At 70.2% G+C, this 13,318-nt stretch carries 10 protein-coding genes, 1 tRNA gene and 1 other RNA gene; 8 read left to right on the forward strand and 4 right to left on the reverse strand.

Translation table 11 applies throughout. From position 1 onward, the window contains the following. Window positions 1-99: 99 nt before the first annotated feature. Window positions 100-585: a hypothetical protein gene (locus FHG54_RS06635; protein ID WP_139416578.1), complete on the forward strand. Its 486-nt coding sequence runs from the start codon at window positions 100-102 to the stop codon at window positions 583-585. Between the two features lie 55 nt (window positions 586-640). Then, window positions 641-2,515: a helicase HerA-like domain-containing protein gene (locus FHG54_RS06640; RefSeq protein WP_139416579.1), complete on the forward strand. Its 1,875-nt coding sequence runs from the start codon at window positions 641-643 to the stop codon at window positions 2,513-2,515. A 34-nt stretch (window positions 2,516-2,549) separates the two neighbouring features. On the opposite strand, the gene FHG54_RS06645 is transcribed toward FHG54_RS06640, so the two are convergent. From FHG54_RS06645 to ffs, 3 genes are all read right to left on the reverse strand, one after another. Then, a complete protein-coding gene (locus FHG54_RS06645; protein WP_139416580.1) occupies window positions 2,550-3,155 on the reverse strand; it encodes a hypothetical protein in 606 nt (201 codons plus the stop codon). 118 nt (window positions 3,156-3,273) lie between these two features. Continuing rightward, window positions 3,274-3,358: transfer RNA gene (locus FHG54_RS06650), tRNA-Ser, on the reverse strand. Beyond that, window positions 3,357-3,453: signal recognition particle sRNA small type (gene ffs, locus FHG54_RS06655), an RNA gene on the reverse strand. Before ffs ends, FHG54_RS06650 begins: the two co-directional genes overlap by 2 nt. A gap of 138 nt (window positions 3,454-3,591) precedes the next feature. Here ffs and pta point away from each other — a divergent pair. The 5 genes from pta to FHG54_RS06680 all read left to right on the forward strand — a co-directional run bounded on the left by pta (window position 3,592) and on the right by FHG54_RS06680 (window position 10,214). Then, the gene (gene pta, locus FHG54_RS06660) at window positions 3,592-5,769 is read left to right on the forward strand and encodes a phosphate acetyltransferase (RefSeq protein ID WP_139416581.1); all 2,178 of its coding nucleotides are present in this window, start codon (window positions 3,592-3,594) and stop codon (window positions 5,767-5,769) included. Continuing rightward, complete coding sequence (locus FHG54_RS06665; RefSeq protein WP_139416582.1) at window positions 5,766-6,956, forward strand: acetate/propionate family kinase; 1,191 nt, start codon at window positions 5,766-5,768, stop codon at window positions 6,954-6,956. Before pta ends, FHG54_RS06665 begins: the two co-directional genes overlap by 4 nt. Before the next feature lie 85 nt (window positions 6,957-7,041). Further along, window positions 7,042-7,620, forward strand: a complete 579-nt coding sequence (locus FHG54_RS06670; RefSeq protein ID WP_139416583.1) for an ArsR/SmtB family transcription factor — start codon at window positions 7,042-7,044, stop codon at window positions 7,618-7,620. Further along, entirely contained in the window at window positions 7,584-8,921 is a 1,338-nt protein-coding gene (locus tag FHG54_RS06675) for an MFS transporter (RefSeq protein ID WP_139416584.1), read from the forward strand. The genes FHG54_RS06670 and FHG54_RS06675 overlap by 37 nt, the downstream gene beginning before the upstream one ends. 207 nt (window positions 8,922-9,128) lie before the next feature. Further along, window positions 9,129-10,214, forward strand: coding sequence for a fatty acid desaturase family protein (locus FHG54_RS06680; RefSeq protein WP_139418330.1), 1,086 nt, complete (start codon window positions 9,129-9,131; stop codon window positions 10,212-10,214). Between the two features lie 63 nt (window positions 10,215-10,277). On the opposite strand, the gene FHG54_RS06685 is transcribed toward FHG54_RS06680, so the two are convergent. Next, a complete protein-coding gene (locus FHG54_RS06685) occupies window positions 10,278-10,649 on the reverse strand; it encodes a TraR/DksA family transcriptional regulator (RefSeq protein WP_139416585.1) in 372 nt (123 codons plus the stop codon). 78 nt (window positions 10,650-10,727) lie between these two features. Between FHG54_RS06685 and FHG54_RS06690 the strand changes: the two genes are divergently transcribed. Continuing rightward, entirely contained in the window at window positions 10,728-13,316 is a 2,589-nt protein-coding gene (locus FHG54_RS06690; protein WP_139416586.1) for a DNA polymerase III subunit gamma and tau, read from the forward strand. The last annotated feature ends 2 nt before the right edge of the window (window positions 13,317-13,318 follow it).

Below are 13,318 nucleotides of genomic sequence, written 5' to 3' on the forward strand. Positions count from 1 at the left end.
CGCGGCCGAGCGGGAGGGTCGCGTCACCTCATCGAGGGAGTGCGAACGCGGACCGCGTTGGAGTACCGTGTTGCCACCACTGGTCGCGAAGGAGTCACCATGGGGCGGACATCTGCGTTTCGGATCGTGCGCTGGGAGCGCAAGTTGCTCTACATCGCGGTCGCATGGATGGTCGCGATCGCGATCGCCGACCTGTCCCGGGCGCTCGGCGCGACTGAAGTCGCATACGAGTTGGTCAACACGCTCGTGAACCTCGCCGCGTTCGCGTTCGCGGTGCGGGTCTTCCGCGGTCAGGGCGAGCCGGTCGACCCGCCCAGGGCATGGTGGCGCATGACCGCCTGGCCGGCGCTCAGCCGTCGACTCGGCATCCTGTTCGCCGTGCTTGCCGCGATGGGGGTGCTCGGTCTGGCGTTGCCGGCGGCGGGCGTCGGCCAGTTGCCGCGAGCCGCGTCGGTCGCTCTCGTGATCGGCGGGTCGGTCCAGATGGCGTTGCTCGCAACCCTCTACCTGAACTCGGCGGTGCGCATGGCCCGCCTCGGCATCGCGAAGCCCGAGCGTTTCCGCTCGAGCATCCGTCTGACCTGAGCGGAAGCCGAGCGGCGCTCGGCCCTGCTCGCACGCCCCGCCATATGATCGCATCATGGTCGATGACGCGGTGAAGCAGGCACAGGAGGCGGCCGACGCGGCCGCCGAGGCGGCGAAGGCACTGCAGGCGCAGGCCGTTGAGGCGATCCGCAAGGCCGAGGAGGCCGCCGCGCTCGCGAAGGCTGCGGCCGAAGCGGCGACGGATGGCTCGGCCCCGGCTGATCCCGACGCGCCGGCCACCGACGCGCCGGCCACCGACGCCCCGGCCACCGAAGCGCCGGCCGCCGAAGCATCCGGCCCCCTCGATGCGGCCCAGATCGAGGTGATCCGCAGCGGCTATGCGCTGCAGGGCGCCGCGCTCGAGATCGGCGCCCTCGTCAACGGAGAGGCGCTGCCCGACGTGCCGGTGCGCATCCCGCTCGCGATGACGAACCGGCACGGGCTCGTGGCGGGTGCGACCGGCACGGGCAAGACCCGCACGCTGCAGGTGCTCGCGGAACAGCTCTCGGCGGCCGGCGTCGCCGTCTTCGCCGCCGACATCAAGGGCGACCTCTCGGGAATCGCAACCCCGGGGGAGGGCAGCGAGAAGCTGCTCGCTCGCACGGCCGGCATCGGCCAGGAGTGGACGCCGGCGAGCTTCCCGACCGAGTTCTACTCCCTCGGCGGGGTCGGCCGGGGCGTGCCCATTCGGGCGACGATCTCGGGCTTCGGGCCGCTGCTGCTGTCGAAGGCCCTCGGACTCAACGAGACCCAGGAATCGAGTCTCGGCCTCGTCTTCCACTACGCGAACACGAACAACCTCGCCCTGCTCGATCTCGAAGACCTGCGGGCGGTGCTCGCCTACCTCGTCAGCGACGAGGGCAAGCCAGAGCTCGAGGGCCTCGGCGGGCTGTCGAAGGCGACCGTCGGCGTGATCCTTCGTGAACTCATCACCTTCGCAGACCAGGGCGCCGACGTCTTCTTCGGCGAACCCGAGATCGACACGGCCGAGTTCCTGCGCGTGGCATCCGACGGGCGCGGTGTCATCAGCCTGCTCGAGGTGCCGGGCGTCGCCGACAAGCCGGCGCTGTACTCGACGTTCCTCATGTGGCTGCTCGCCGACCTCTTCTCCGACCTGCCTGAGGTGGGCGACCTCGACCAGCCGAAGCTCGTCTTCTTCTTCGACGAGGCGCACCTGCTCTTCGCCGACGCGTCGAAGGACTTCCTCGCTCAGATCACGCAGACCGTGCGGCTCATCCGATCGAAGGGCGTCGGGGTCTTCTTCGTGACTCAGACGCCGAAGGACGTGCCGGCCGACGTGCTCGCCCAGCTCGGCTCCCGAGTGCAACACCAGCTGCGCGCCTTCACCCCCGACGACGCGAAGGCGCTGCGCGCGACCGTGTCGACGTATCCGAAATCCGGCTACGACCTCGAAGAGGCGCTCACCCAGCTCGGCACGGGCGAGGCGATCGTCACGGTCATGAACGAGAAGGGAGCCCCGAGTCCCGTCGCGTGGACGCGACTCCGGGCGCCGCAGGCGTCGATGTCGCCGTCGCCCGACGCCGTGATCGACGCGGCCGTCGCCGAGTCGCCCCTGCTCGTGAAATACGGCACCGGCATCGACCGGGAGTCGGCGCACGAGATTCTGACGAAGAAGCTCGCGGATGCCGCGGCGAAGGTCGACGCCGAAGAGGCCGCGAAGGCGAAGGCGAAGGCGGAGGCCGAGTTCGAGAAGATGCAGGCGAAGATCGCAGCGGATGCGGCGAAGGCCGACAAGAAGGCGGGGGCCGAGTACGACCGGCTGATGAAGCAGACCTCGGGCGCCGCACGATCGCGTTCCTCCCGCTCGAAGGAGAAGTCGGCCCTCGAGCAGGTGCTCGGATCGAGGACGACGCGCAACGTCATCACGAGTGTCATCACCGGTATCTTCGGCATGGCCAAGCGTCGGTGAGGCTCGTCGTGCGAGCGTTGCGCGATCGCCGCGTTCAGCGACTGAGCGAGCGCCGTTCGAACCAGTAGAGCAGGCGCGGGTTCGACTCCCGCAGGTCGGCGAGCGTCATCGGCTCCGACCCGGCGGTCTCGTCGACACCGAGAACTTCGGCGACCCGGTCCATGGTCGGTCCGTCCCAGAACCTGCCGCGCATGCGGAACGCGCCGCGGCCGGTGCGGTCGACGACGAAGAGTTCCTGGCTCGTGTCGAGGCTGTTGCCACGGTAGAGCTGCACACGCAGCACTCCGGCGATATCGCGGCCCGCGACGGTCGAGACGCCGCCGAAGAACCCCCGCTCCACGATGCCGTACCTGCTGATCGACGCGTTGGCCCGGCGGTAGCCGACCCATGCGGTGAAGATCACGGCGAGCACGGCCACGGTGGCCACGGCGATCAGCGGCCAGGCCTCGACCGGATCAACCAGCCAGAGCACGGCGGCCAGCACCGGAACGGTGAGCACGGCGATCGGCAGCCCGACGCTGCGCCCGAGCGTGCGGCTGGGCCTCAGGGTGATCACCCTGAGGCCCTCGCCCCCAGGTGCCGCAGCTTCGATCGAGGAGTCCCCTGCGTCCCCGCTCCTCGTCTCCATCGCCGCTGACATCCCTCACATGATGGACGCTTCGCAGGATCGGCACCATTCGGCATTAATGAGGACACGGGCGGGTGAACAAAGAACGGCCCCGAGTGATCGGGGCCGTTCTCGGTGTGGTGCCACCGGGCGGAGGATGGGGGATTCGAACCCCCGAGGGCTTGCACCCAACACGCTTTCCAAGCGTGCGCCATAGGCCACTAGGCGAATCCTCCCGGGGACTCCTCACGCACCCGCCAGAGCCCGGTTGCCCTTGCTGCGTTTCCGCCCTGGGGGAGTTGGCCTGGATGGCGCCACGTGAGGAGCCGGAGACAGTCTACCCGAGCGCGAACGCCGTCTTGACCGCGGGCCGCGAGCCGGCGTCGCACCGGCCGGGCTCGAATCCATCGAAGGGATGCCGAGGCGGATTCCCAGATATCCGCCCTGCCGCGGCCAATAGGCTGAGCGTGTGGCGCACCGCATCTACATCTGTTCGGCAGAGGGCAACACGGGCAAATCCACCGTGGCACTCGGCACCCTCGACACCCTGACCCGCAGGGCGACCCGGGTGGGGGTGTTTCGCCCCATCGCACGCTCGACGGCCGAACGCGACTACGTGCTCGAACTGCTGCTCGCCCACGAGGGTGTCGTCCCCATCGACTACGACGACGCGGTCGGCGTGAGCTACGACGACGTGCACGTCGACCCCGAGGGCGCCCTCGCGACGATCGTGCGGAGGTTCAAGGCCGTCGAAGACCGGTGCGACGCGGTCGTCGTCATCGGTTCGGACTTCACGGATGTCGGGAGTCCGACCGAACTCGCCTACAACGCGCGCATCGCGGCGAACATCGGCGCCCCGGTGCTGCTCGTGCTCGGCGGCAGGGTGAGCCATGGGCAGGGGAGCAGCCGCACCGAGCGGCTCGGCTATTCCGACGCGCGCACCCCCGAGGCGCTCGCCCAGCTCACGGAGCTCGCCGTCGAGGAACTCGAGCGCGAGCACGCGAGCCTGCTCGGTATCGTCGTGAACCGGGCCGACCCCGATCGGCTTCCCGAGATCGTCGAGGCGATCGCCCGGGCCCCGTACGTCGAGGCGTCGCTTCGACAGATTCAGGGCGGCGCCGGGCCGCATCAGGACACCGTGGTCGCCGCATGGGCGATTCCTGAAGACCCCTACCTCGTCGCCCCCTCGATGCTCGCCATCATGAACGCGGTCGACGGAACCCTGCATGCCGGCGATCCCGAATTGCTCAACCGCGAAGCGCTCGGGGCCATCATCGCCGCGATGTCGATGGAGAACATCCTCACGCATCTCACCGAGGGCGCTGTGGTCGTCGTGCCGGGAGACCGCAGCGAGGTGCTGCTCGGCGTGCTCACGGCGCACGCGAGTGCGACCTTCCCGTCGTTGTCCGGCATCGTGCTGAACGGCGGCTTCCCGATCGCCGAGCAGGTCGAGCGCCTCGTCGACGGACTGAAGGCCGGGCTGCCGATCATCCGCACCGAACTCTCCAGTTACGACACCGCGCTCGCGATCACCCACACGCGGGGCCGGCTCGCGGCGGACTCGCAGCGAAAGCGCGACACGGCGCTCGCCCTCTTCGAGACGCACGTCGACGGCCAGGCGCTGCTCGACCTGCTCGAGGTCAGACGGCCCGAGGTCGTGACGCCGCTCATGTTCGAGTACGAGCTGCTCGAGCGCGCACGGCAGCAACGACGACGCATCGTGCTGCCCGAGGGGTACGACGACCGAGTGCTGCGTGCTGCGGCGACACTGCTGTCTCGAGACGTCGCCGACCTCACGATCCTCGGCGAAGAGATCGAGGTGCGCTCCCGTGCGCTCAGCCTCGGCCTCGACATCTCGAAGGCCGAGGTGCTCTCCAACCACGACTTCGTGCATGTCGCCCGCTTCGCGGAGGAGTACCAGCGCCGGCGTGCACACAAGGGCGTCACGCTCGAGCAGGCGCGAGAGACGGTGCAAGACGTGTCGTACTTCGGCACCATGATGGTCGAGCTCGGTCTGGCCGACGGCATGGTCTCCGGTGCCGCGCACACCACGGCGCACACGATCCGCCCGTCGTTCGAGGTCATCAAGACGAAGCCCGGCGTCGAGGTCGTCTCGAGCGTGTTCCTGATGGCGCTCGCCGATCGGGTGCTCGTCTACGGCGATTGCGCGATCGTGCCCGATCCGACCGCCGAGCAGCTCGCCGACATCGCGATCTCGTCGGCCGAGACGGCGGCGCAGTTCGGCATCGAGCCGCGCATCGCGATGCTCTCGTACTCGACGGGCGAATCCGGCTTCGGCGCCGACGTCGACAAGGTGCGGCGCGCCACCGCACTCGTGCGCGAGCGAGCCCCCCAGCTCGCGGTCGAGGGGCCGATCCAATACGACGCCGCGGCCGATGCCGCGGTCGCCCGCACGAAACTTCCCGAGTCGCAGGTCGCTGGGCGTGCGACGGTCTTCATCTTCCCCGACCTCAACACCGGCAACAACACGTACAAGGCGGTGCAGCGCTCCTCGGGCGCGGTCGCGATCGGGCCCGTGCTGCAGGGCCTCAGAAAACCCATCAACGACCTCTCTCGCGGCGCCCTCGTGCAAGACATCGTGAACACCGTGGCGATCACGGCGATCCAGGCGGCGGATGCCTCATGAGCGTCGTTCTCGTCATCAACTCGGGCTCGTCGTCGCTGAAGTACCAGCTCATCGAGGTCGAGGCCTCGCAGACGCTCGCGAGCGGGCTCATCGAACGCATCGGCCGGGGCGTGGGGCACTCCAGGCACGACAGCCTCGGTTCCACCTGGGATGCAGCGGTCGAGGTCGCCGACCACGAGGGCGCCTTCGCGGTGATGCTCGAGGCGTTCGCCGCGCACGGCCCGTCGCTCGAGGCCCATGCGCCGATCGCGATCGGACACCGCGTCGTGCAGGGCGGTGCGCGATTCATCGAACCCACCGTGATCACGCCGCTCGTGAAGATCAACATCGATGAGCTCTCGGCACTGGCACCGCTGCACAACCCCGCGAACCTCGAGGGCATCGAGGCGGCGCAGCGCGCGTTTCCCGACGTGCCGCACGTCGCCGTCTTCGACACGGCATTCCACCAGACCATGCCGCCCGCGGCATACACGTACGCGATCGACCGCAAGCTCGCAGAGAAGCACCGCATCCGCCGATACGGGTTCCACGGCACCTCGCACCGCTTCGTCTCGCGGGCGGCGGCGGATTTCCTCGAACGCCCCGTCGACGAGCTCCGCATGATCGTGCTGCACCTCGGCAACGGGGCATCGGCCTGTGCGGTCGCCGAGGGGCGCTCCGTCGAGACGAGCATGGGCATGACCCCGCTCGAGGGGCTCGTGATGGGCACCCGTTCCGGCGACATCGACCCCGCGGTGCTGTTGCATCTCGAGCGACGGGCGGGTTTCGACGCCGACGGGCTCGACGACCTGCTGAACACGAAGAGCGGCATCCTCGGCCTGAGCGGACACGCCGACATGCGCGACCTCGTCGCCTCGCGTGCGACGGGGGATGCCGCCGCGACGCTCGCCCTCGAGGTCTACGCGCACCGTGTGCGCGCGTATGTCGGCGCCTACGCCGCGCAACTCGGCCGGGTCGACGCGATCGCGTTCACGGCAGGAGTCGGCGAGAACTCGTCTGAGGTTCGCGAACTCTCGCTCGCGGGGCTCGAGGGCTTCGGCGTCGAACTCGACCCCGAGCGAAACCGCGTGCGGGGCACGCACGCCCGGCGCATCTCGACGGATGCCTCGAAGACGGCCGTGCTCGTCGTGCCGACGAATGAGGAGCTCGAGATCGCCCGCCAGACACTGGAGCTCGTCGGCGCCTGACCGGCAGCGAGCAGTGTTCCACGCTCGCACGCAGCATTCTACAAGAACTCTTGTGCAAGTGTTCTTGCAGAACTAGCATGGGGCCATGGCAGAACCCGGAAGTTCGATCGACCTGCACGATGCGGGCCCGATGCGCGCGCTCGCGCACCCGCTGCGACTGAAGATCCTCGGCCTGCTCCGCGTCGACGGCCCGCAGTCGGTGGGGCAGCTCGCCGAGGCGACTGGCGCGGCATCCGGCTCGGTGAGCTACCACCTCGCGACCCTCGCGAAGCACGGCTTCATCGTTCCGGCACCGGAGTTCGAGCGAGACGGCCGCGAACGGTGGTGGCAGGCCGCTCACGAGTGGACGAGCCTGTCGTCTGCCGAGTTCCTGGGCGATCCCGACCGCTACGAGGCATCCGAGGCACTGAGGCGGGCGGTGCTCGAGTCGTCGCACCGCGAACTGCAGGAAGCGCTCGCCGCCGAGCACACCCTCGAGCCCGAGTGGGTCGCGGCATCCGACTCGAGTGACGGTGCGGCCCACCTCACGCTCGAGGAGTTCCGCGAACTCACCGCCGATCTCGCGGCCGTTCGCGAGAAGTGGATGGTGCGGGGCCGTGCGGCGAAGCCGGGCACCCGCATCGTGCGATGGATGACCCACACGTTCGCCAGGCCCGAACGATGAGCGAGGCCGCGGTGCTCGCCGAGCGAGTCGAGGGGAGCCGTGCATCGCGCCGGCGCCTGCCGATCTCCGCGCTGTTCACCGCGCAGTTCTTCTCGCTGTCGGGCAATGCGATCGCCCTCATCGCGATCCCGATCATCGCCCTGGCCCAGACCGGATCACCGCTCGCGGCGGGCGTCGCCGGGGTCTTCGCGACCGTGCCGCTCGTGATCGGCGGCGCCCTCGGCGGCGTGCTCGTCGACCGGTTCGGCTACCGCGTCTCCAGCATCGTGGCCGACGTCGCGAGTGCGCTCACCGTGATCGCGATCCCGGTGCTCAGCGCCACCGTCGGCCTGCCGTTCGGCGTGCTGCTCGCGTTGGTGTTCCTCGGCGGCCTGCTCGACCCGCCGGGCGACACTGCGAAGACGGTGCTCGTGCCCGATCTCGCCGAGGTCGCGCGGATGCCGCTCGCCCGCGCGGCGGGAGTGCAGGCGACTGTGCAGCGCACCGCGTCAATGGTCGGCGCGGGCGCTGCAGGCGTTCTCGTCGCGTTCATCGGCGCGACGCCCGCGCTGGTGGTCGACGCCGCGGGGTTCGCGGTCTCGGCGGTGCTCGTCGCCTGTTTCGTGCCGCGTCGCGCCGCGACATCCGCCGCCGCGATCGGCGACGGCGATCGGGCGAAGGGCGGCTTCATCGCCGGCATCCGTTTCATTGCCGCGTCGCCGCTGCTCCGCGTCATCGTGCTGCTCGTCACGCTCACGAACGCGATCGACGTGGCCGGAATGACCGTGCTCAAACCCGTCTATGCGACCGAGGTGCTGGGGGAGCCCGCAACGCTCGGCTTCATGCTCGGATGCTTCGCGGCCGGCGCCCTGAGCGGGTCGGCACTGTTCGGGGCGTTCGGGCATCGCTTCTCGGGGCGGCTGATGTTCGCGAGCTGTTTCGTGCTCGGCGGTGTGCCGCCGTATCTCACGATGGCCATCGGTGCTCCGTTGCCGGTGCTGCTGACCGTGCTCGCGCTGTCGGGGCTCGCAGCGGGCGCGATCAACCCGATGATCTCCACGGCCATGTACGGCCAGGTGCCAGACGGCATGCGGGCGCGCGTGTTCGGTGCGATGACGGCCGGCGTCGCGGCATCCATGCCCCTCGGCGCTCTGCTCGGCGGGCTGGCGGTCGAGCAGTTCGGCCTCGTGCCGACGCTCGCCGTGTGCGCCGGGATCTACCTCGCGCTCGCGTCGAGCCCGCTGTACCTCGGCTCGTTCGCTGGGCTCGCGGCCGCGCGCCGCGAGAGCGCCGACCCCCGAATCGGCGTCGATGCCGACTGACACCCCTACGGGGGTACGGGGGGTGAATGGCTCACTCGTGTGATGTGATCGCGCGTGCCGTGTTCGTACGCTCACGGCACGGCCGGCATCAGCAGGTCGAGCACACCCCCGAAACGTTCGTCTGACTCGTTCGCGCTTTCGGGCGACGAGAGATGAGCGCATGTGAGCCTGCAGGTCGTAGATCGCCCCGACGAAGCCCTGGGCACGATGTCGCCCGTCATTCTCACAGCGGGTCGCCGTCGCGAAGGCGTGGATCCGGCGCAGAGCGGGTTCGCCCGGCTCTCGCGCCAGATCAAGGCCGAGGGGCTGCTCGACCGTTTCGTGGGCTTCTACGTGAGGAAGGCCGTCTTCTGGGCCGTCGTGTTCGGCGCGGCCGTCGCGGCATCCGTCGTCATCGGCGACTCGTGGTGGCAGCTCGTCGTGGCCGCCGCGCTCGGCGTGATCCTCACCCAGTTCGCGTTCCTGGCGCACGAGGCCTCGCACCGGCAGGTCTTCCGGTCGGGACCGGCCAACGACTGGGCTGGTCTCATCCTCGCGAACTTCGTCGTCGGCATCAGCTACAGCTGGTGGATGAACAAGCACACCCGGCACCACGGCAACCCGAACGTCATCGGCCGCGACCCCGACATCGCGAAGGACACGATCTCCTTCCTCGAAGAGGATGCCGCAGGCAGCCGCGGTCTCGTGCGCATGATCACGCGCAAGCAGGGCTACCTGTTCTTCCCGCTGCTGCTGCTCGAGGGCATCAACCTGCACGTGCACGGCATCCGGCATGTGCTCGGCAGCGGCAAGGTCAAGCGACGCGGTCTCGAGATCACGCTCATCGCCGTTCGCCTCGTCGGTGTTCTCGCCCTCCTGTTCTGGGCCTTCCCGCCGCTCCTGGCCACGGTCTTCCTGCTCGTGCAGCTCGGTGTGTTCGGCGTGTACATGGGCGCCTCGTTCGCCCCGAACCACAAGGGAATGCCGCTCATCCCGCGGGGCGTTCGCGTCGACTTCCTCGAGCGTCAGGTGCTGACGAGCCGGAACATCCGAGGGGGCCGGTTCATGGACTCGTTCATGGGCGGCCTGAACTACCAGATCGAGCACCACCTGTTCCCGAGCATGGCGCGGCCGGCGCTGGCTCGCACGCAGCAGATCGTGCGCGACTACTGCCGAGAGAACGACGTGCGCTACACCGAGACCGGACTCGTCGAGTCGTACGGGATCGTCATCGCGTACCTCAACCGGGTCGGGCTCGCCGCCCGCGACCCCTTCGACTGCCCGATGATCAACTCGTACCGTCGCCGCGACTGACGCGAGGCGCTTGCGTGCATGCGGGCGCCGGCGCGGGCGGGTCGGCGGCGTGCGAAGCCGTGGTCAGCGCGCGTGCCTGGCGCAGTCGATGCAGAGCGTCGCGGTCGGGCGTGCCTCGAGGCGCGGCACGGTGATGCGCTTGCCGCAGTTGCCGCAGAAGCCGTAGCTGCCGTCGTCGATGCGCGCGAGCGCGTGGTCGATGTCGGCGAGTTCGGCGCGAGCGTCGGCGAGCACCGCGGTGCGCTGCGACCACTCCTGCGTCATGGTCGGCCCTTCCGGGTCGTGCTCGTCGTCGGCCGTCGCACCCGATCTGGCGGCACGCACCTCGCTCATGACGTCGCCGAACTCGGCGAACCTGCCCTCGGCATCAGCACGCTCCTGCAGAAGTATCGCCCGGAACCGATCGAGCTGTGCCGGTGTCATCGTCGACGTCATGGCGCCCCCTTCCGATCCCCGAATGGTACGCCAGCGACGTCAGTTCGTCGTGTCGGACGCGGCAACTACGATTGATGCGTGGTCACCGCACTGTATCGCCGCTACCGGCCAGAGACGTTCGCCGAGATGATCGGGCAGTCCCAGGTGACCGAGCCGCTCATGACGGCGCTCCGCACCGATCGCGTCAATCACGCCTACCTGTTCAGCGGCCCACGAGGCTGCGGCAAGACGACGTCGGCTCGCATCCTCGCGCGCTGCCTGAACTGCGCAGAGGGCCCGACGGATGTCCCGTGCGGCGTCTGTGCCAGCTGTGTCGAGCTCGCACGAGACGGCGGTGGGTCGCTCGACGTCGTCGAGATCGACGCGGCCTCGCACAACGGCGTCGACGATGCTCGCGACCTCCGCGAACGCGCCGTCTTCGCGCCCGCGCGCGATCGCTTCAAGATCTTCATCCTCGATGAGGCGCACATGGTCACGCCGCAGGGTTTCAACGCGCTGCTGAAGCTCGTCGAAGAGCCGCCCGACCACATCAAGTTCATCTTCGCGACGACCGAGCCAGACAAGGTGCTCGGCACCATCCGCTCGCGCACGCATCATTACCCGTTCCGGCTCGTGCCGCCGGGCCCGATGCTCGAGTACGTGCAGCAGCTCTGCACCGAAGAGGGCGTCGAGGTCGCGCCCGGCGTGCTGCCGCTCGCCGTGCGCGCCGGCGGCGGATCGCCGCGAGACACGCTCTCGCTCCTCGACCAGCTCATCGCGGGCTCCGACGGCCCGACGATCGACTACGAGCGTGCGGTGGCGTTGCTCGGCTACACGCACGGAGCGCTGCTCGACGAGGTCGTCGATGCGATCGGCGCCGGCGACGCGGCGGGGGCGTTCGCCGCGGCCGACCGGGTCGTGCAGACCGGGCAAGACCCCCGTCGCTTCGTCGAAGACCTGCTCGAACGACTGCGCGACCTCATCGTCGTTTCGGCATCCTCGCCCGAGACGGCCGCGGCCGTGCTTCGCGGAGTGCCCGAAGACGAGCTCGCCCGCATGGCGGCCCAGGCCGCGGCCTTCGGCCAGGCCGAGCTCTCGCGCGTCGCCGACCTCGTCAACCAGACCCTTACCGAGATGACCGGAGCCACCTCGCCCCGACTCCACCTCGAGCTCATGCTCGCGCGTGTGCTCGTGCCGGCGGCCGACCACACCGAGCGCGGCGCACTCGTGCGCGTCGAGCGGCTCGAGCGCCGCGTCGGCGTCGACGACGGAGCGGGGGCGGCACCGGACGCGGTCGAGTCGCGCCCGGCGACGCGCCCTCGGGTTCCGGCGGCCGAGCCGGTGTCAGCGCCGCGGTCGGCGCCCGCTGCACCCGTCGAAGCGGTGCCCGCAGCGGCGCTCGCGCCCGAGGCGGCGGCTGCGTCTGCGCAGGCAGAGCCGGCTGCGCCTGCGGCTGCGTCTGCGCAGGCAGAGCCGGCTGCAGAGGCAGAGCCGGCTGCGCCTGCGAAGCCGCTCGCGCCGGTCACGCTCCAGCAGATGCGCGACGCGTGGCCCGAGGTGCTCGCGTCGCTGCAGCGCACGAAGCGCAGTGCGTGGATGGTGGCGTTCACCGCACAGGTGCGCGACTTCCGAGACGGCGAAGTGCTCGTGCTCACCTTCCCGAGCGAACAGGATGTCGCGGGCTTCCGGGGCGGCGCACCGGGCCAGAGCGTCAGCGACATGTTGCGCGGCGCCATCGTCGACGTGCTGGGTGTGCGGGTGAAGTTCGTCGCGAAGGTCGACGGCTCCGGCGGCACGCCGGTCGGCGCGTCCCCGACGGCTCCTGCGCCGACACCTTCCGAACGGCACGATCGGGGTGCGACATCGGCGCAGCCAGCTGCGGGGGCACCGACCGACTCGGCGTCGGGGTCGCCCGGTCGGGGCGCCGAGACCGCACCGTCCGCGCGCCGGCCGTCGGGGTCCACGGCGGCAACTCCGACTCGGTCGAGCTCTGCGCCGGGTTCGTCGGCACCGGGTTCGTCGGCACCGGGTTCGTCGGCGCCGGGTTCGTCTGCGCTGGGTTCGTCTGCGCTGGGCTCGTCCGCGCCGGGATCGTCCTCCCCGTCCGGCCCGGTGGACTCGTGGGCGACCGTCGCCATCCCGCGTGACCCGGTCGAGGGTGACGGCGCCGCCGACGGCGCCGAGCCTGGGCGATCGGTGACTCGCACCGCAACGGCCGTCGCCGAGCGGCCCGTCGCCGAGCGGCCCGTGGCCGTGCGGTCGGTACCGGGCGCCGACTCATCCGTCACACCGCCTGTCGAGGGCGGTCGCGACGACCTCGGCGATGTGCCCGACGACGCAGATGCGCCGCCCGAAGACGAGGAGCCGCCGTTCGATCCCGGGCCGGCGCCCGAGACGACCGTCGAGGCATCCGTGCGCGCAGCAGAACCTGCCGCCCCCGCCACCGGCCCCGCTCCCGCCACCGCCCCCGCCCCCGCTCCCGCCCCGGCCCCCGCCACCGCTCCCCATCCCGCAACTGCCGCCACTCCCGGTCGTGCACCGAAGGGAACGAGCCGCCCGCTGCCGACCTCGTCGGGCGCCGGCGGCATCCAGCGCTATGGTGAGGCCGTCGTGCGCGAGGTGCTCGGGGCGACCTTCCTCGAAGAGGTCGAAGCACCGCCGCGGCCCGGCTTCGGGGAGCGTGGCTGAGC

Source organism: Agromyces laixinhei (assembly GCF_006337065.1).
GTDB classification, from domain to species: domain Bacteria; phylum Actinomycetota; class Actinomycetes; order Actinomycetales; family Microbacteriaceae; genus Agromyces; species Agromyces laixinhei.